The organism is Auraticoccus monumenti, from assembly GCF_900101785.1.
Lineage (GTDB): Bacteria > Actinomycetota > Actinomycetes > Propionibacteriales > Propionibacteriaceae > Auraticoccus > Auraticoccus monumenti.
Window position 1 is genome coordinate 1,727,980 of sequence record NZ_LT629688.1, and the last position, 18,073, is coordinate 1,746,052.

Sequence of the window (18,073 nt, forward strand, 5' to 3'; positions counted from 1 at the left end):
CCCTGGTCCGGGTCGCCGCGGTCCCAGCGCGCAGCAGCAGCCCGACGGATCAGCGCGCCACCAGCAGGGCGACCGGCAGCCGCCCGAGCAGCTCGTCGAGGGACACCTCGCCCTCCAGCTCGCGCCCGGTCAGCAGGTCGGTCACCGGACCGGTCCGCAGGGTGGTGCCCCGCCAGCCCCCGGCCTCGGCCAGGGTGAGCGGGAGCCGGGTGACGCAGCTGGTGACGCCCCCGCGGTCGAAGGCCAGCAGGTGCTGGGCCGCCGGGCCGGAGGCCTGCACCGGGGTGTACCCGGTGAACAGCTCCGGACGGTCCCGCCGCAGCCGCAGCGTCTCGCGGACCACCCGCAGCTTGGCCGCACCCGAGCCGTCGACCACCGGGTCGGCGTCGGAGGCCAGCATCGCCCGGCGGACCTCGAAGTCCACCGGACGGCGGTTGTCGGGGTCGACCAGGGAGTCCTCCCACAGCTCGGTGCCCTGGTAGACGTCGGGGACGCCCGGCATCGTCAGCTGCACCAGCTTCTGCCCCAGCGCGTTGGACCACCCCGGCTGCTCGACCAGGGTCAGCAGGCGGGCCAGGTCGTCGGCCACCGAGGGGTCGTCGTAGGCGGCGTCCACCGCGGCGTGCACCGCGGACTCGAACCGCTCGTCGGGGGAGTCCCAGCTGGTCGAGGCCGACGCCTCGCGCATGGCCTTCTCGGCGTAGGCGTGCAGCCGCTCCCGCTCGATCCGCCCGGCACCGACCAGGGTCTGGGCCAGGAAGTAGCCGAACGCCCGGTCCGCGACGCCCTCGCGCGGCAGCCCGGCGTGCTCCAGGAAGTGCCGGACGAACCGCTCCCAGGCCTGCGGGACCTCGCTCAGCACGGCCAGCCGGGCCCGGACGTCCTCGCCCCGCTTGGTGTCGTGGGTGGAGAGGGCGGTCATCGACTCCGGCAGCCGCTCCTGGCGCCGGGCCTGGGCGGCGTGGAACTGCTCCGGCTCGACGCCGAAGGTGTCGGGGTCCCCGCCCACCTCGTTGAGCGCCACGAACCGCGCCTGGCGGTAGTAGGCGGTGTCCTCGGTGCCCTTGGCCATCACCGCGCCGGACAGCTGCTGCACCCGGCGGGCCAGCTCGTCCTCGGGGTCGTGCAGCCGGGCCGACAGGGCCTCCAGGGTGCGGGCCACCGCCGGGTCCTGGCTCGCGGCTTCCAGGGCGGCGTCCAGGTCGGCCACCCCGTCGGGGAGGTAGGAGCGGTAGACCCGGAACCGGCAGGCCAGCTCGCCCAGCGCGGTGCTGACCTCGCCGGCGTCCAGCTCAGGAGCCAGTGCCGCGATCCGACGGAGCTCGGATCCGAAGAGGGTGGCCACCACGTGGCGCTTCCCGGCCAGCACCGCCTCGTGCATGGTCTGCCGGTCACCGGTCAGCTCGGCGTACAGCTCGGTGAAGGCGGTCTCGGTGACGGGGGAGACGAAGGCCTGGCCCACCTCGGTCATCGCGTCGTAGCCCGAGGTGCCCTGCACCGGCCAGTCGGGCAGCTCCTCGCCCGGCTCGAGGATCTTCTCCCCGATCAGCCAGCCCTGCGGGGCCAGCGCCCGCAGCCGCTCGAAGTAGGTGGCCGGGTCGACCAGGCCGTCGGGGTGGTCCACCCGGATCCCGACCAGCTGGTCCTCGGCGACCATCTGCGCCACCCGGGCGTGGGTGGCGTCGAAGACGGCCTCGTCCTCGACCCGCAGCCCGGCCAGGTCGGCGACGGCGAAGAAGCGGCGGTAGTTGAGCTCGGTGCCGGCCTTGCGCCAGCCCACCAGCCGGTAGTGCTGGCGGTCCAGCACGTCCTGCACCGGGTCGCCCTCGGTGTAGCTGCCCTCGGCCACCGGGTAGCGGTGCTCGTGGTAGCGGATCTCGTGCCCGCCGTCCACGGCCACCACCTGCAGCTCGTCCTCGCCCACCTCGTCACCCAGCACGGGGATGCGCAGCGGGGCGGTGGACCAGTCGATGTCGAACCAGCGGGCGTACGGGGAGTCCTGGCCCTCGGCCAGCACGCCCCACCAGGCCGGGTTCTCGTGCGCGGCGGCCACCCCGAGGTGGTTGGGGACGATGTCCAGCACCAGCCCCAGCCCGGCGGCGCGGGCGGCCTCGACCAGGTGCGCCCAGCCCTCCTCGCCGCCTCGGGCGGCGTCCAGGGTGGTCGGGTCGGTGACGTCGTAGCCGTGGTCGCTGCCCTGGGTGGAGGTCAGCAGCGGGGACAGGTACACCGCCCCCACGCCCAGGTCGGACAGGTAGTCGACCAGCGCGGCGGCGTCGTCGAGGGTGAAGCCGGCGCGCACCTGCAGCCGGTAGGTCGAGGACGGCGGGGCGGGCACGGCGGGAGTCGTCACGCGCTAACGCTAACGGGCCCGTCCGGGCGTCGTGACCAGGGCCAGAGAGACAGCCAGGTGGCGCGACGGACCCGGGGAGGCCGTCGTCGCCGGCCCGGTCAGATGTTTTCCTCGTGGGCCGGAGTCCCGCACGGCCCCGTCGCTACGTCGTGCACCTCCACGGGTCCGGAGGGCGTCGGGCCCACCTGCCCCGGCCGTACGGTCGGACCAGCGGCCCCACCCGACCACCTCCGAGCTGAGCAGTCGACGGCCGGCGACCGTCCGTCTGCCAGAGTTGCACCAGCCGACTCACCGGTGGCGTGCTCGTCCCGGTGTACCCCGTCGGCCGTCGCCCGACCGTGCTGCAGCGCCACCGGCGCGGCGGCCCCACCGAAGGAGCTGTCCCGTGAGCGAAGCCGTGGAGCCCACCCCTGCACCTGGCGAGGGCGGGACGGGCGAGGCCCCCGCACCCTCCACCGACGACCTCTCCACCGGCGCAGCACCCACTGCCGCCTCGGCTGACGCGCCCAGCGCCGACGTGCTCGCTGCCGACTCGTCCGAGGCCGACGTGCCGGCTGCCGACTCGTCCGCGGCCGACGTGTCCGCCGCCGACGTGCCCCCGGCCGACGCGCCTGCCACCGACGGGCCTGCCGTCGACTCACCCCCCGCCGACCCCGGAGCCGGGACGACCGACGCGCCGTCCGCCCAGGCCGAGGCCACCGGCCCATCCGGCACCGACGTGGCGGACGTCTCCTACCTCACCTCCACCTCACCGGGTCGCGGTGCCCGCACCGCGCCCCGCTCCTGGCTGCACGGCGACGCCCCCACGCTCTCCCTGGACGGGGAGTGGCGCTTCCGGCTGCTCCCGGCCGTCCCCGGGACCGCCGGCGCGGGCGGCGTGCTGCCCGCCGGCGAGGGCCCGACCGACTTCGCCGACCCCGGCTACGACGACAGCGGCTGGGAGTCGATCACGCTGCCCACCCACTGGGTGCTGCGCCCCGACGGCGCCTGGGGACGTCCGATCTACACCAACGTCCAGCTGCCGATCCCGCTGGACCCGCCGAACGTCCCCGACGAGAACCCGACCGGGGACCACCGGCTCGCCCTGGACGTCCCGGCCGGCTGGACCGACGGCAGCGAGCGCGTGCTGCTGCGCTTCGACGGCGTGGAGTCCACCTACCGGGTCTGGGTCAACGGGGCCGAGGTGGGGGTCAGCACCGGCAGCCGGCTGGCCACCGAGTTCGACGTCACCGCCCACGTCCGGGCCGGGGAGACCAACACGGTCGCGGTCCGGGTTCACCAGTGGTCGGCGGCCACCTACCTGGAGGACCAGGACCAGTGGTGGCTGCCCGGCATCTTCCGCGACGTCACCCTGGTGGCCCGCCCGGCGGCCGGGATCACCGACCTCTGGCTGCGCGCCGGCTACTCCGGCCCCGTCGCCGGCAGCGGTGCCGGCACCCTCGAGGTGGAGCTGGACGCCCGCCCCGAGGCCTTCCCGGTGACCCTCAGCATCGCCGAGCTCGACGTCCACCGGACGTGGGAGAGCCCCGAGGACGTCGCCCCGGTGGAGCTGGCCGAGGTCGAGCCCTGGTCCGCCGAGCGTCCCCGGCTCTACGAGGCCGTGGTCAGCAACGCCGCGGAGACCATCACCCAGCGGGTCGGGTTCCGCACCGTCTCCATCGAGGACGGCGTGCTGCTGGTCAACGGCACCCGGGTGCTGTTCCACGGCGTCAACCGGCACGAGACCCACCCCGAGCAGGGGCGCGTCTTCGACGAGGCCCACGCCCGCGCGGACATGGCGCTGATGAAGCGGTTCAACGTCAACGCCATCCGCACCAGCCACTACCCACCGCACCCGCGCGTGCTCGACCTGGCCGACGAGCTCGGCTTCTGGGTGGTCGACGAGTGCGACCTGGAGACCCACGCCTTCGGCAGCCAGGACTGGGCGCAGAACCCCAGCGACGACCCCGCCTGGCGCGAGGCCTACCTGGAGCGCATCACCAAGACCGTGGAGCGGGACAAGAACCACGCCTGCGTGGTGATGTGGTCGCTGGGCAACGAGGCCGGCACGGGGGAGAACCTGGCCGCCATGGCCGGCTGGGTGCACCACCGCGATCCCTCCCGACCGGTCCACTACGAGGGTGACTACACCGGGCAGTACACCGACGTGTACTCCCGGATGTACTCCTCCATCCCCGAGACCACCGCGATCGGCACCGACGGGGACCTGTCCCCGCTGCTGGGCTGCACCAGCACCGAGGGCGCCCGGCAGCGGACCAAGCCCTTCATCCTCTGCGAGTACGTGCACGCGATGGGCAACGGTCCCGGTGCGATCGACCAGTACGAGGAGCTCTTCCAGAACCACCCGCGGCTGCAGGGCGGGTTCGTCTGGGAGTGGCGCGACCACGGCCTGTGGCACACCACCCCCGTGGCACCGGACGGGTCGGGCGGCACCCGGTTCCTGGCCTACGGCGGGGACTTCGGGGAGGTCGTGCACGACGGCAACTTCGTGATGGACGGGCTGGTCCTCAGCGACGACACCCCCTCCCCGGGGCTGCACGAGTACGCCGCGGTGGTGCAGCCGCTGCGGCTGGCCTGGTCGGCCAACCGGCTCACGGTGGACAACCTGCGCCACAGCACCGACACCTCCGACCTCCGGCTGCGCTGGCGGGTGGAGGTCGAGGGCGACGTGGTGACCCGGGGCACGGTCAAGGTGCCGACGGTGCAGCCGGGCAAGAGCAGCCGGATCACCCTGGACCCCGGCACCCCGGCGCTGGACGGCGAGGCCTGGCTGACCGTCGAGGCCGAGCTGCTGGAGGCCACCGCCTGGGCGCCCTCGGGTCACGTGGTGGCCCGCGGCCAGTTCCCGCTGGCCCCGGCCAGCCAGCGCCCGATCGCCCTCTTCGACCCGGGGCCGGCGGTGCTCCCCGCGCGCTCGACGGTGCCCGCCCGGCTCGAGCTCGGCCCGGCCGTGCTCGAGCACGGGGTGCTGACCTCGCTGGCCGGGTTGCCGGTGTCCGGGCCCCGCCCCGAGCTGTGGCGCGCGCCCACCGACAACGACCGGGGCAAGAGCTTCGGCAGCTACGCCGACGTCGACCCGTGGGCCGAGCCCAAGGGCCGCCAGGCGCCGTCGGCGGAGCAGACCTGGCGCAGCCAGGGCCTGCACCGGCTGGTGCACCGGGTGGTCGCGGTGGAGGCCGGTGAGGACCGGCTGGTCACCCGCGGCGTCAGCATGGCCGCCAACGGGCGAGCACGGCTAACCTGCACCACCAGCTACCGGCTGGTGCGCACCGAGCAGGGGGAGCGGCTGGCGGTCTCGGTCCAGCTGGTGCCCTCACGCGGCTGGCCCTCGACCTGGCCGCGGCTCGGGGTCCGGCTGGACCTGCCGGCCGAGGTCGACGGGGCCGAGTGGTTCGGGCTGGGGCCGAACGAGTCCTACCCCGACAGCCGTCGCGCCGCGCTGGTCGGCACCTGGGCCCTGGGCGTCGACGAGCTCGCCACGCCGTACTCCCGCCCGCAGGAGACCGGGCACCGCTCGGGCCTGCGGCGGCTCTCGCTGACCCGCGCCGGGCGTCCGGTGCTGGAGCTGGAGGCGGTGGCCGACGAGCAGGGGAGGCGTCCGGGGTTCACGCTCAGCCGGTTCACCGCCCAGCAGCTCAGCGAGGCCGCCCACCCGCACGAGCTGGCGCAGGGGGAGCACACCCACCTCTACCTCGACGCCGCCCAGCACGGCCTCGGGTCGCGGGCCTGCGGTCCGGACGTCTGGCCGACGCACGCGCTGCGGCCCGAGGCGCGCACGCTGCGGTTCCTGGTCTGAGACCCGTCCCGGCCGCCCCTGCACCGGGGCGGCCGGACGGGGACGCTCAGCCGCGCAGGTGCGGGGGAAGGGTCAGCACCTCCACCCCGTCCTGGGTGACGGCGACGGTGTGCTCGCTGTGGGCGGTCAGGGAGCCGGTCGCGCTGCGCAGGGTCCAGCCGTCGGCGTCGGTGACCAGACGGTCGGTGCCGACCATCACCCACGGCTCCAGGGCCAGCAGCAGGCCGGGACGCAGCGCGTACCCGCGTCCGGGCCGGCCGGTGTTGGCGACGTGCGGGTCCTGGTGCATGGTCGAGCCCACCCCGTGGCCGCCGAACTCGGTGTTGACCGGGTAGCCGTCCCCGGTCAGGACGGTGCCGATGGCGTGCGAGACGTCGCCCAGCCGGTTCCCCGGGACGGCGGCGGCGATCCCCGCGGCGAGGGCCCGCTCGGTGGTGTCGATCAGCGCGAGGTCCTCCGGGCGGGGGCTGCCCACCACGAAGCTGACGGCCGCGTCGGCCACCACCCCGCCCAGGGAGACGGCGAGGTCCAGGGTGACCAGGTCCCCGTCGGCGACGGTGCGGTCGGAGGGGAGCCCGTGCAGCACGGCGTCGTTGACCGAGGTGCAGATGTGGTGACCGAAGGGGCCGCGACCGAAGGAGGGGGCATAGTCGACGTAGCAGGACGTCGCCCCCGCGTCCTCGATCATGCTGCGGGCCCAGCCGTCGATCTCCAGCAGGTTGGTGCCCACCGTGCAGCGGGTGCGCGCGGTGTGCAGGATGTCCCCGACCAGCGCTCCGGCCTCCCGGGCGCGGGGGAGTCGGGAGGGGCTGATGATCTCGATCATGGTGCGGTCTTCCTGCTGGGGATAACTATCCCGGTCATGCTATCCCGGTACTACGATCGGGACATGGTCAGGTTGCCGCTCACCCCCGCCGACGTCGAGCGCGGGCAGCGTCTCGGCGCCCTCCTGCGCCGCGCCCGCGGCGAGCGGTCGATGCTGTCCACCGCACTGGACGCCGGCGTCTCCCCGGAGACCCTGCGCAAGATCGAGTCCGGCCGGGTGGCCACCCCCGCCTTCCCGACGGTCGCGGCGATCGCCGACGTCCTCGGCGTCTCGCTGGACGTGGTGTGGGCCGAGATGAACCAGCCCGCGACCGGCGGGACCACGGTCGACACCCGGGAGCGGCTGGCGTCCTAGCAGGCTCCTGGTCAGGGCGTCGCCGGCCTCGACGCCTGGCCCCGCGGACCGGCCACCTCCCTCCCGGCCGGGGCCGGCGGTTTCTTCGCGAACTCACAGTCGAACGGCTCACCCGCGAGCACCGGCTGGTGCGTACTGGTCGTGACGGCCCGACCCGCGGGTCGCACGCTCAAGGGAGAGATCATGCACGACGTCGTCCGGGTCCTCGGGATCACCGCGGCAGCAGCCGCCCTCACCGTGGCGGGGGTGTCCCTGCCGGCCTCCGCCGCCTCCTCCGACGGCAGGGTCATCGCCTCCGGTGGCCTCACCGTGCGCTCCGCGCCGTCCACCCGCTCCGCCGCCGAGGGCGTGGTCGCCAGGGGCAAGGTGATCCCGATCGAGTGCAAGGTCCGGGGGACCGTGGTCGACGGCAACGACATCTGGTACGCGCTGCCGCCGACCACCGGGGAGTGGGTCTCGGCCCGGTACGTGGCCAACGTCGGTGCGGCACCCGGCTGGTGCGCGGCCGGCCGGACGCCCGCCACCGGACGGACCACCACCGCCCTGGTCGCCCGCAAGGGCCCCACCACGGCCGACGCCAGGACCGGGGCGACGCTCGCCCAGGGCGCCACCGTGCGGCTCGTGTGCAAGGTCGACAGCCAGTCCGTCGGCGGCAACACCCGCTGGTACTGGACCACCGACGGCCGCTGGGTCTCGGCGCGCTACGTCACCAACGTCGGCGCGGCGCCCGGCTGGTGCACCGCCTGACCGACGCCCTCCGACCGCGTCGGGGCCTCGACGCCGTGATGAGTACGGGTGCCGGACGGGCTCCCCGGCCCGGGCGGGGAGCCCGTCGCGGCTCAGGTCGGCTGCGCCGGGTCGACCAGGATCCACTCGCCGCTGCGGCGCGGGTCGGCGCCGGCGCCGAGCGGGCTGATCGCGCTGACCCCGCCGAAGAAGGGCAGCTGGGTCTCGGTCTCCACCACGGTGTTGCCGGCCTCGGCCAGGGCGGCCAGCACGGCGGGGGAGAAGCCGGGCTCCAACCGGACCTGGCCTCCGGGGAGGGCGGTCAGCCGGGGCAGGTCGATGGCCTGCTGGGGTGCGGTGCCGCGCAGCATCCGCACCACCGTCTGCACCAGCGCGGGGCGGATCCGGCTGCCTCCCGCGGCGCCGGCGGCCACCCGCAGCCGCCCCTCGTCGTCCAGCACCACCAGGGGCGACATCATCGAGGTCATCCGCCGGCCCGGGACGGCCTCGCCGCGGATCAGCTCGCCCTCGCCCAGCATCGAGTTCAGGTGCACCCCGTAGCCCGGGACGTAGACCGAGGAGCCCAGGCCGAGGCTGGTGGTGGCCACGCAGGCGTTGCCGTCGGCGTCCACCGCGCAGACGTTGGTGGTGTCGGCCAGGCGTGGGTGGGCCCGCAGCGCCTCCACCAGCTGGCAGGCCGCCTCGGGGTCGGTGACCGGGTCCCCGGGTGCCGACGTGGCCGCGGCGGCGAGGGTGGAGAGCACGTCGTCCATGTCGTCCCCGCGGGCCAGCACCCGGACCCGGCCGTCGTCGAGGTCGAGGGTGACCTCGGCCGGGGTCGACTCCACCACCTGGTAGGCGGCCAGGTCGGCCGTGCTCAGCGCACCGCCGTCGGCCACCGAGGCCAGCATCGCGTCGGCGTAGGGACCGCGGTAGAAGTCGTCGGGGGCGTCGCGCAGCGTCTCGAAGGCCCGCCAGTGGTCGGGGTGGGACAGCGGGTCACCGGCCTGCAGCAGGGTGCCGTCGGGTCGCTGGAAGACCTGCGCGCCCTCGCCGGCGCACATGGCGGCGGTGATGAAGGGCAGCAGCTGGGCGTGGGTGAGCGGGAAGGGGGTGCCGTAGGAGGCGAGCAGCGCGGGCTCCACCAGGGTGGCCCAGTCCAGGCGTCCCCAGCGCTGCCACAGGTGGCGCACCCCGGCGGGGACGCCGGGCACCGCGACGGTGGCGGGGCCGATCTCGTAGGGGACCGGGTGGCCGCCGAGGTAGACCTCGATCGGGATCGCGCCCGAGCCGCGGCGCTCGCCGAGCCCGGGGACGGCCACGAAGAAGTCCACGCAGGTGACCTCGCCGGTGGCCGCGTCGTGCACGACCGCGAACCCGCCGCCGCTGAGGCCGGTGAACAGCGTCTCGGCCGCGCAGCTCACCAGCACCATGGCCACGGCGGCGTCGACGGCGTGCCCCCCGCGTCGCAGCACGGCCGCACCGGCGGCCGCGGTGCTCGGGTGCGCGGCGGCGACCCCCGGGCGGACGGCGGCGACGGGACCGCTCACCACCGCAGGAACTCGGCGGCCACGTCCAGCCGCGGGATCTCGATGGCGGCGTCGGCGCCGGCCGCGACCACCGGCTTGGCGCGGTAGGCGATGCCGAGACCGGCGGCGGCCAGCATGTCCAGGTCGTTGGCGCCGTCGCCGATGGCCACCGTGCGCCCGGCTGGCACGCCGAGCTGGTCGGCCCAGGCGAGCATGGCGGTGGCCTTGCCGGCGCGGTCGACCACGGGGCCGCTGACCCGCCCGGTGAGCCGGCCGTCGGCCACCTCCAGGGAGTTGGCGCGGACGTGGGTGATCCCCAGCAGGGAGGCGACGGGGGTGACCACCTCGGTGAAGCCTCCGGAGACGAGGCCGATGGTGGCGCCGTGCTCGCGGGCCCGGGCGATCAGGGCGGTCGCCCCGGGAGCCAGGTGCACCTGGTGCATCACGTCCTCCAGCGCGCCCACCGGGACCCCGGCCAGGGTGGCCACCCGATCCCGCAGGCTCTCGACGAAGTCGATCTCCCCGCGCATGGCCCGGTCGGTGACCGCGGCGACCTCCGTCCGGCTGCCGGCGTGCTCGGCGAGGAGCTCGATCACCTCGGCGGTGATGAGCGTGGAGTCGACGTCCAGCACCAGCAGACCCACCGACTCCAGCGGCGCGCCGCTGACCACGGCGACGTCCCAACCGGCGGACTGCGCGGGCCTGGTCACGGCCTGGCGGACGGTGGCGACGTCGCTGCGCAGCCGGCCGTCCAGCGGGACGCTCACCAGCCCGTCGCGCTCGGTCGGCTCGCCCACCCGGAGGTCGTCGACGACCGCCGAGGCGGCACGGACGACGGGGTCGAGGTCGCCGACCCGGTCGGGACGGACGACGACGATGCGCACGGGGTTCACGCCCCGATCCTAGACAGCGGCGGCCACGCCGGACCTCCGACGCCAGTGGGCGGTCGACCGCCTCACGCGGCCGCTGCTCCGGGCGGTCGGGGTCGGGCTCTCAGACGAGGGCCGCGACGCGGGCGGCCTCAGCCTGGCGGTGCCCGGCCAGCAGGGTGTCCACCACCCCCGCGGTCCTGCTCGCCGTGCGACCGGTGCTGGGGCAGGTCCCGTGCCCGGTCAGCTCGTCCACCACCGACTGCACCAGAGGCAGCTGCACCGTGGTGGGCTGCTCGGTCTCGATCTCCTCGGTCCCCCCGCTGGTGACCAGCCGCAGCGGCTCGGTGCCGAAGCAGGAGAAGACCAGGCTGCCGCCGTCGCCGACGAGCTCGACCTCGTCCACCCGGACCGCCGCGTCGAAGTCCCACAGCCCGACCCCGCGGACCCCGCCGCCGAGCTCGAAGGTGGCCACCACCTGGTCCTCGGCCCTCGGGGTCGGCCGGTCGGGGTCGCGGTCGGGACGCGTGGTGGCCGAGCCGGTGACCGTGGTGACCGGGCCGAACAGCCAGTCCAGCAGGTCCAGGGTGTGGGAGGCGAGGTCGACGAAGTGCCCGCCACCGCCCACCTCGGGACGCTCGCGCCACGGCAGCTCGCCCCCGACGCGGGCCGGCTGCTGGGTCCGCACCAGCACCGAGCGCGGCTGCCCGATGCGGCCCTCGGCCAGCAGCCCGGCCACGGCCCGGAACCGGGGGAGCGCCCGGCGGTAGTAGGCGACGAAGAGACCCACCCCGGCGCCCTCGGCGGCGGCGACCATGTCCTGGCACTCGGCCGCGGTGCGGGCCATCGGCTTCTCGACGTAGACCGGCTTGCCCGCGGCCGCGACCCGGGCCGCGTAGTCGGCGTGGGAGTCCGGTGGGGTGGCGACGTAGACCGCGTCCACCTCCGGGTCGGCGATCAGGGCGTCGGCGTCGGAGTACCAGCGGCCCACCCCGTGGCGCCGGGCCCAGTCCTCGGCCCGGGCGGCGTCACGCCGCATCACCGCCACCAGCTGCGAGCGCTCGGCCTGCTGGAAGGCCGGTCCGCTCTTCCGCTCGGTCACGTCGCCGACCCCGATGATGCCCCACCGCACTGTGTCCACGCGGCCACGGTATCGACCCCGTGGTCGCGATCCGGGGAGCACGCGCGCTGCCCTCCGCCACGGCGGTGTCCGTCCGGGCGACGGGGCGGTGCAGGCAGCCCAGCACCAGCCGCAGCCTGCCCCGCGGGTCAGCGGGCGTCAGTGTGGAGGTCGTGGGGACGGGTTCTCCTCAGCAGCGGCCGGCGACCGTCGCCCCACCGGCGGCGGTCGCAGGGAGAGCCCGCTGACCCGGGAGGCGAGGACGAGGCGTCGGCGCTCCGGCGGCGCCCTCGCTAGGGTGGCGCCGCACCCCCGAGCTACCCGAGGAGCCCCGTGAGCGACGTCCGACCCCCCACCCTGGTGGCCGCTGCCGACGGCTCCGCGCTGGGGAACCCGGGCCCGGCCGGCTGGGCCTGGTACGTCGACGACGACACCTGGGCGGCCGGCGGCTGGCCGCACGGCACCAACAACATGGGCGAGCTGATGGCCGTGCTGGACCTGCTCCGCTCCAGCGCCTCCCTCGACGTCGAGCTGGACGTCCTCTGCGACAGCACCTACGTGATCAAGGCCGTCACGGAGTGGATGCCGGGCTGGAAGCGGCGCGGCTGGAAGAAGGCCGACGGCAAGCCGGTGCTGAACCAGGACCTGCTGCGGGAGCTGGACGCCGCCCTGCAGGGCCGCACGGTGCGCTTCGAGTGGGTGAAGGGCCACGCCGGCCACGCCATGAACGAGGCCGCCGACGCCCGCGCGCGCGCCGCCGCCACCGCCTACCAGCGCGGGACGCCGCCGGAGAACGGCCCGGGGCTCGCCACCTGGGCTGCCCGCACACAGGTGGTGGACGTCGTCGACGGCTCACCGCGTGTCGCCACCCCAGCCGCCGGGGGAGGAGGGCCGGTCGAGCCCGAGCCGGAGGACGACGCCCTGTTCCCGGCCACGGACCCCACCGACGAGGAGGTCGTGGTGGCCCTGGAACGGGAGCTGCTCGACCCCCGGGTCCGCGTCGACGCCGAACGGCTGGAGCAGCTGCTCCACCCGCACTGGCGCGAGGTCGGGCGCTCGGGCCGGCTCTGGGGTCGGGCGGAGATGATCGACCGGCTGGGCCGCGAGCCGGGCGAGCGGGTCGGCCTGGAGGTCATCGAGGTGTCGAGGATCGACGCCGCCACCATGCTGCTGCTGTGGCGCAGCGGCTCGGAGTCGGTGCCCGCGCTCCGCAGCTCGGTCTGGACCCTCGGCCCCTCGGGGTGGCGCCAGCGGTTCCACCAGGGCACCGCCGAGGCCTGAGCGGTCGGCGCCCGCTGACCTCCTGCCGTCCTGCTCTCGGGGGTGACGAGGAGGCACCCAGGCCCAGCTGGTGGTCACCCAGCGCTGGGCGGAGACGGTCAACGTGGCCAGGACGGCCCGACCCGGCCCGGCGCCCAGGCGCTGCTGGCCGACGAGGGCTGGAACGGGCCCCGCCGGGCAGGCCCACGCGGCACCCTGATGAAGGAGAAGCAGGCGGCCCTGGCCCGTCAGGTGGAGCAGAACCCCGCGCTGCCGGGCGGCGCCTGGCCCGTGGCCGCCCTGGCCTGAGCACAGGCCTCAGCCAGCAGGCCGAGCTCCCCTGGACGTCGACGCCTCGCGCTGGCCGCTCCAGCACGGGCGGCTGCTGGTCGACGCATCCGTGCCGGGGTCGGTCGACCCGTCCACCCCGGCGGAGCGGGCGACGCACCCGGGCGTCATCTCCGAGGCCACAGGATTTGGCCTGGCTGGGGATCTCTGACAGTATTGCCGGGTTGCTCCGACGTGGTCGCCGGGGTGTGCTGTGCCGTCACGACGGTGCGCGCGCCGAACCGAGAGATCCGAGCGAGGCCGGGCCGTCGTGCCGGGCGCCACAACCAGGCAAGAGAAATCTAGCCCTGCTGTGTGTGCCGAATGCGCGACACGCCCGACCGCGTGGGTCGGGAACAGGGACAGCGGTCGCTCGCCGTGAGCGGCTGACACTGCAGGACGGATAGTGAGGACGAACTGTGGCGGGACAAAAGATCCGCATCAGGCTCAAGGCCTATGACCACGAGGTCATCGACTCCTCGGCGCGCACCATCGTCGACACGGTCACCCGTACTGGCGCCACCGTCGCCGGCCCCGTGCCGCTGCCGACGGAGAAGAACGTCTACTGCGTGATTCGTTCTCCCCACAAGTACAAGGACAGCCGCGAGCACTTCGAGATGCGCACGCACAAGCGGCTGATCGACATCATCGACCCCACCCCGAAGACCGTCGACTCGCTGATGCGGCTCGACCTCCCCGCGGGTGTCGACATCGAGATCAAGCTCTGAGGGACTGACGCACCATGAGTGAACGAAAGTTGAAGGGGCTGCTGGGCACCAAGCTCGGCATGACCCAGCTGTGGGACGAGAACAACAGGGTCGTCCCCGTCACCGTGATCCAGGCCGGCCCCTGCGTGGTCACCCAGGTCCGCTCGCCCGAGACCGACGGCTACTCCGCCGTCCAGCTCGGGTTCGGCGCGATCAAGGCCAAGAAGGTCACCAAGCCGTCCGGCGGCCACTTCGCCGCTGCCGGCGTGACCCCACGCAAGCACCTGGTCGAGCTCCGCACCAGCGACGCGAGCGAGTACACCCTCGGCCAGGAGGTCGGCGCCGACACGTTCGCCGCCGCCGACGTCATCGACGTCACCGGTGTGAGCCGGGGCAAGGGCACCGCCGGTGTGATGAAGCGCCACGGGTTCCACGGTCTGCGCGCCACCCACGGTGTGCACCGCAAGCACCGCTCGCCCGGCTCGATCGGCGGCTGCGCCACCCCCGGCCGCGTGTTCAAGGGCATGCGGATGGCCGGTCGCATGGGTGTCGAGAAGGTCACCGTGCAGAACCTGTCCGTCCACGCTGTCGACGCCGAGCGCGGTCTGATCCTGGTCAAGGGCGCCGTGCCCGGGGCCAAGGGCGGCCTCGTCGTGCTGCGCAGCGCTGCCAAGAAGGGAGATGTCGCGTGAGCACCATCGACATCGTCGACGCGAGCGGCCAGAAGTCCGGCAGCACCGACCTGCCGGCCGAGCTGTTCGACGTCCAGGTCAACATCCCGCTGATCCACCAGGTCGTGGTGGCCCAGCTGGCCGCCGCCCGCCAGGGCACCCACTCCGCCAAGACCCGCGCCGAGGTGCGTGGTGGTGGCGCGAAGCCGTGGCGCCAGAAGGGCACCGGCCGCGCCCGGCACGGCTCGCGCCGCTCCCCGATCTGGACCGGTGGTGGCGTGGCCCACGGGCCGACCCCGCACGGGTACGGCCAGCGCACCCCCAAGAAGATGATCGCCGCCGCCCTCCGCGGCGCGCTCAGCGACCGCGCCCGCGACGGCAAGGTCCACGTGGTCACCGAGCTGGTGGCGGGGGAGACGCCGAGCACCCGGCAGGCGCTGGCCGCGATCACCGCGGTCGCCGGCCAGGTCAAGACCCTGGTCGTGCTGCACCGTGACGAGGACGTCGCCTGGCTGAGCCTGCGCAACGTGCCCCACGTGCACGCGCTGGCCGTGGACCAGCTGAATGCCTACGACGTGCTCTGCAACGACGCCGTGGTCTTCAGCGCGACCGCCCTGGAGTCCTTCTCCAACGGTCCGGTGGCCCGTGGTGGCGCCGAGGTCGTGGCCCGCGAGAGCGAGATCGAGGAGCCCATGAACGCCGAGCTCGCCGACTCCGAGGAGCAGCAGTGACCGAGAGCCTGAAGATCCGCGACCACCGCGACGTGCTGCTGGCACCCGTGGTGAGCGAGAAGAGCTACGCCCTGCTCGACCAGAACGAGTACACGTTCCTGGTCGACCCGCAGGCGAACAAGACCGAGATCAAGATCGCCGTGGAGAAGGTGTTCGGGGTCAAGGTCACCAGCGTCAACACGATGAACCGCCGCGGGAAGACCCGCCGCACCCGCTACGGCACGGGCAAGCGGCCCGACACCAAGCGGGCCATCGTGACGGTGGCCGAGGGTCAGCGCATCGACATCTTCGGCGGCACCTCCGCCTGAGCGCCCCAGGGCGCTCGGAGCGATCCGCAGACGACACCACCGTGCCGGGTCCAGCACCCGGGACAGACTCAAGACAAGGACGAAAAGACCTATGGGTATCCGTAAGCACAAGCCGACAACGCCGGGCCGCCGTGGCTCGTCGGTTGCCGACTTCGTCGAGCTGACCCGGTCGACGCCGGAGAAGTCCCTGTTGCGCCCCAACCCCAAGTCGGGTGGACGCAACAACACCGGCCGCATCACGACCCGTCACATCGGTGGGGGCCACAAGCAGGCCTACCGCCTGGTGGACTTCAAGCGCTACGACAAGGACGGCGTGCCGGCCAAGGTCGCGCACATCGAGTACGACCCGAACCGCACCGCCCGCCTGGCGCTGCTGCACTACGCCGACGGGGAGAAGCGCTACATCATCGCCCCGCTGAACGTGGCCCAGGGCACCGTGGTGGAGGCCGGCGAGGGCGCCGACATCAAGCCCGGCAACAACCTGCCGCTGCGCAACATCCCCGTCGGCACCACGGTGCACGCGGTGGAGCTGCGTCCCGGCGGGGGCGCCAAGATCGGCCGCTCGGCCGGCGCGTCCATCCAGCTGGTGGCCCGTGAGGGCCGCACCGCCACGCTGCGGATGCCCTCGGGCGAGATGCGCCTGGTCGACGTCCGCTGCCGCGCCACGGTCGGTGCGGTCGGCAACGCCGAGCAGTCCAACATCAACTGGGGCAAGGCCGGCCGCAACCGCTGGAAGGGCAAGCGCCCGACCGTCCGCGGTGTGGCCATGAACCCGATCGACCACCCGCACGGTGGTGGTGAGGGCAAGACCTCCGGTGGTCGCCACCCGGTGAGCCCGTGGGGCAAGCCCGAGGGTCGTACCCGCGACGCCAACAAGGCGAGCAGCCGCCTCATCATCCGTCGCCGCAAGTCCGGCAAGAAGCGCTGATCAGGAGTTCTGGGAAATGCCACGCAGCTTGAAGAAGGGCCCCTTCGTCGACGACCACCTCGCCAAGAAGGTCGAGGCTCAGAACACGAAGGGCACCAAGAACGTGATCAAGACCTGGTCGCGTCGTTCGATGATCGTCCCGGACATGATCGGCCACACCATCGCGGTGCACGACGGCCGCAAGCACGTCCCGGTCTTCGTCAGTGACGCGATGGTGGGTCACAAGCTCGGGGAGTTCGCGCCCACGCGCACCTTCAGGGGCCACGTGAAGGACGACCGGAAGGCTCGCCGCCGCTGACGCGGGGACGAGCACCAGACAAGGAAAGAGACATGAGCACCTCAGAGAAGGTCCGCCCCTCGCGGCGTGCAGCCCTGCTCGGTGACCGTCCCGGTTCGTACGCGATCGCCCGCCACATCCGGATGTCGCCGACCAAGGTCCGCCGTGTGGTCGACCTGGTCCGCGGCATGGACGTCGCCGAGGCCCTGACCGTCCTGCAGTTCGCGCCGCAGGCCGCCAGCGAGCCCGTCTACAAGGTGGTGGCCAGCGCGGTCGCCAACGCCGAGAACACCGAGAACCTGAAGAGCGACGACCTGTTCGTCAGCCAGGCCTACGTGGACGAGGGCGTCACCATGCGCCGGATCCGTCCGCGTGCCAAGGGCTCGGCCTCGCGCATCCTCAAGCGGGGCAGCCACATCACCGTCGTCGTCGAGCCCCGCTCGCAGGCGACCACCACGCCCCGCACCAGCAAGGAGGCCTGAGCATGGGTCAGAAGGTCAACCCGAACGGCTTCCGCCTCGGCATCACCACCGACCACACCACCCGGTGGTACGCCGACAAGCAGTACTCCGCCTACGTGGGCGAGGACGTCAAGATCAGGGACTACCTGACCAAGACCCTCGAGCGCGCCGGCATCTCCTCGGTGGAGGTGGAGCGCCGCTCCGAGCGCGTCACCATCTTCCTCTACGCCGCTCGCCCGGGCATCGTCATCGGCCGCAACGGCGCCGAGGCCGAGCGCGTGCGCGGTCACCTGGAGAAGCTGACCGGCAAGCAGGTCCAGCTGAACATCCTCGAGGTGAAGAACCCCGAGACCGACGCCCAGCTGGTGGCCCAGGGCGTGGCCGAGCAGCTGAGCTCGCGCGTCGCCTTCCGCCGTGCCATGCGCAAGGCCCTGCAGACCACCATGCGCTCCGGCGTGAAGGGGATCCGGGTCCGCTGCTCCGGTCGTCTGGGTGGTGCCGAGATGAGCCGCTCGGAGTCCTACCACGACGGTCAGGTGCCGCTGCACACGCTGCGCGCCGACATCGACTACGGCTTCTTCGAGGCCCGGACCACCTTCGGCCGCATCGGCGTCAAGGTCTGGATCTACAAGGGCGACGTCTCCGGCACCCGCGCCGAGCGCGCCGCCCAGAAGGCCGCCCGCCAGAAGGCCCCCGGCCGCCCGCGCACCCAGCGCGCCGGCGAGCGCCGTCCGGCCCGCAGCGACCGTCCCGAGCGCGGCGGACGCCGTCGCGCCGACGCAGCCGACGCACCGCAGGCTGCACCCGCCACCGAGAACGCAGGAGCGTGA

Annotated in this window: 17 protein-coding genes; 12 read left to right on the forward strand and 5 right to left on the reverse strand. The window is 73.8% G+C overall.

The genetic code is table 11. The annotated features are described in order from the left end of the window. Positions 1-49: 49 nt before the first annotated feature. Positions 50-2,353, reverse strand: coding sequence for a malto-oligosyltrehalose synthase (gene treY / locus BLT52_RS07955; RefSeq protein WP_231946554.1), 2,304 nt, complete (start codon positions 2,351-2,353; stop codon positions 50-52). Positions 2,354-2,738: 385 nt separating this feature from the next. Here treY and BLT52_RS07960 point away from each other — a divergent pair, with 385 nt between their 5' ends. Next, positions 2,739-6,149, forward strand: a complete 3,411-nt coding sequence (locus tag BLT52_RS07960; protein ID WP_231946555.1) for a glycoside hydrolase family 2 TIM barrel-domain containing protein — start codon at positions 2,739-2,741, stop codon at positions 6,147-6,149. Positions 6,150-6,195: 46 nt separating this feature from the next. Here the strand turns inward: BLT52_RS07960 and map are convergent, their stop codons facing one another. Beyond that, positions 6,196-6,975: a type I methionyl aminopeptidase gene (gene map, locus BLT52_RS07965; protein WP_090592208.1), complete on the reverse strand. Its 780-nt coding sequence runs from the start codon at positions 6,973-6,975 to the stop codon at positions 6,196-6,198. A gap of 63 nt (positions 6,976-7,038) precedes the next feature. On the opposite strand from map, the gene BLT52_RS07970 reads away from it, so the two are divergent. Next, entirely contained in the window at positions 7,039-7,329 is a 291-nt protein-coding gene (locus BLT52_RS07970; RefSeq protein ID WP_090592211.1) for a helix-turn-helix transcriptional regulator, read from the forward strand. Positions 7,330-7,512: 183 nt separating this feature from the next. Then, entirely contained in the window at positions 7,513-8,076 is a 564-nt protein-coding gene (locus BLT52_RS07975; RefSeq protein WP_157677031.1) for a hypothetical protein, read from the forward strand. Between the two features lie 92 nt (positions 8,077-8,168). On the opposite strand, the gene BLT52_RS07980 is transcribed toward BLT52_RS07975, so the two are convergent. From BLT52_RS07980 to BLT52_RS07990, 3 genes are all read right to left on the reverse strand, one after another. After that, positions 8,169-9,605, reverse strand: coding sequence for a gamma-glutamyltransferase (locus BLT52_RS07980; RefSeq protein ID WP_090596466.1), 1,437 nt, complete (start codon positions 9,603-9,605; stop codon positions 8,169-8,171). Beyond that, positions 9,602-10,477, reverse strand: coding sequence for a phosphoserine phosphatase SerB (gene serB, locus BLT52_RS07985; RefSeq protein WP_197679250.1), 876 nt, complete (start codon positions 10,475-10,477; stop codon positions 9,602-9,604). Before serB ends, BLT52_RS07980 begins: the two co-directional genes overlap by 4 nt. Positions 10,478-10,577: 100 nt before the next feature. Beyond that, on the reverse strand, positions 10,578-11,594 hold the full coding sequence (locus tag BLT52_RS07990) for a Gfo/Idh/MocA family protein (RefSeq protein ID WP_090592214.1): 1,017 nt from the start codon (positions 11,592-11,594) through the stop codon (positions 10,578-10,580). A gap of 312 nt (positions 11,595-11,906) precedes the next feature. Between BLT52_RS07990 and BLT52_RS07995 the strand changes: the two genes are divergently transcribed. The 9 genes from BLT52_RS07995 to rpsC all read left to right on the forward strand — a co-directional run bounded on the left by BLT52_RS07995 (position 11,907) and on the right by rpsC (position 18,073). Then, complete coding sequence (locus BLT52_RS07995) at positions 11,907-12,854, forward strand: ribonuclease HI family protein (protein WP_090592215.1); 948 nt, start codon at positions 11,907-11,909, stop codon at positions 12,852-12,854. A gap of 725 nt (positions 12,855-13,579) precedes the next feature. Then, positions 13,580-13,888, forward strand: coding sequence for a 30S ribosomal protein S10 (gene rpsJ / locus BLT52_RS08000; protein WP_090592218.1), 309 nt, complete (start codon positions 13,580-13,582; stop codon positions 13,886-13,888). A gap of 14 nt (positions 13,889-13,902) precedes the next feature. Next, positions 13,903-14,559 carry a 50S ribosomal protein L3 gene (gene rplC, locus BLT52_RS08005; protein WP_090592219.1) on the forward strand — a complete coding sequence of 219 codons (657 nt, stop codon included), beginning with the start codon at positions 13,903-13,905 and terminating at the stop codon, positions 14,557-14,559. Further along, entirely contained in the window at positions 14,556-15,269 is a 714-nt protein-coding gene (gene rplD / locus BLT52_RS08010; protein WP_090592221.1) for a 50S ribosomal protein L4, read from the forward strand. The genes rplC and rplD overlap by 4 nt, the downstream gene beginning before the upstream one ends. Then, entirely contained in the window at positions 15,266-15,577 is a 312-nt protein-coding gene (rplW, locus tag BLT52_RS08015; protein WP_172804009.1) for a 50S ribosomal protein L23, read from the forward strand. The genes rplD and rplW overlap by 4 nt, the downstream gene beginning before the upstream one ends. A 91-nt stretch (positions 15,578-15,668) precedes the next feature. After that, positions 15,669-16,505 carry a 50S ribosomal protein L2 gene (gene rplB, locus BLT52_RS08020; protein WP_090592222.1) on the forward strand — a complete coding sequence of 279 codons (837 nt, stop codon included), beginning with the start codon at positions 15,669-15,671 and terminating at the stop codon, positions 16,503-16,505. A gap of 16 nt (positions 16,506-16,521) precedes the next feature. Continuing rightward, on the forward strand, positions 16,522-16,803 hold the full coding sequence (rpsS, locus tag BLT52_RS08025; RefSeq protein ID WP_090592225.1) for a 30S ribosomal protein S19: 282 nt from the start codon (positions 16,522-16,524) through the stop codon (positions 16,801-16,803). A gap of 32 nt (positions 16,804-16,835) precedes the next feature. After that, positions 16,836-17,264 (forward strand): 50S ribosomal protein L22, encoded by a 429-nt coding sequence (gene rplV, locus BLT52_RS08030; protein WP_090592227.1) that lies wholly within the window; start codon positions 16,836-16,838, stop codon positions 17,262-17,264. A gap of 2 nt (positions 17,265-17,266) precedes the next feature. Next, positions 17,267-18,073, forward strand: a complete 807-nt coding sequence (gene rpsC, locus BLT52_RS08035) for a 30S ribosomal protein S3 (RefSeq protein ID WP_090592229.1) — start codon at positions 17,267-17,269, stop codon at positions 18,071-18,073.

Bases quoted from the DNA above. Each gene is read 5' to 3' on its own strand.
- rpsS (WP_090592225.1), top strand. From the start codon at position 16,522: ATGCCACGCAGCTTGAAGAAGGGCCCCTTCGTCGACGACCACCTCGCC.
- rplC (WP_090592219.1), top strand. From the start codon at position 13,903: ATGAGTGAACGAAAGTTGAAGGGGCTGCTGGGCACCAAGCTCGGCATG.
- BLT52_RS07970 (WP_090592211.1), top strand. From the start codon at position 7,039: ATGGTCAGGTTGCCGCTCACCCCCGCCGACGTCGAGCGCGGGCAGCGT.
- rplV (WP_090592227.1), top strand. From the start codon at position 16,836: ATGAGCACCTCAGAGAAGGTCCGCCCCTCGCGGCGTGCAGCCCTGCTC.
- map (WP_090592208.1), bottom strand. From the start codon at position 6,975: ATGATCGAGATCATCAGCCCCTCCCGACTCCCCCGCGCCCGGGAGGCC.
- BLT52_RS07975 (WP_157677031.1), top strand. From the start codon at position 7,513: ATGCACGACGTCGTCCGGGTCCTCGGGATCACCGCGGCAGCAGCCGCC.
- rpsC (WP_090592229.1), top strand. From the start codon at position 17,267: ATGGGTCAGAAGGTCAACCCGAACGGCTTCCGCCTCGGCATCACCACC.
- rplB (WP_090592222.1), top strand. From the start codon at position 15,669: ATGGGTATCCGTAAGCACAAGCCGACAACGCCGGGCCGCCGTGGCTCG.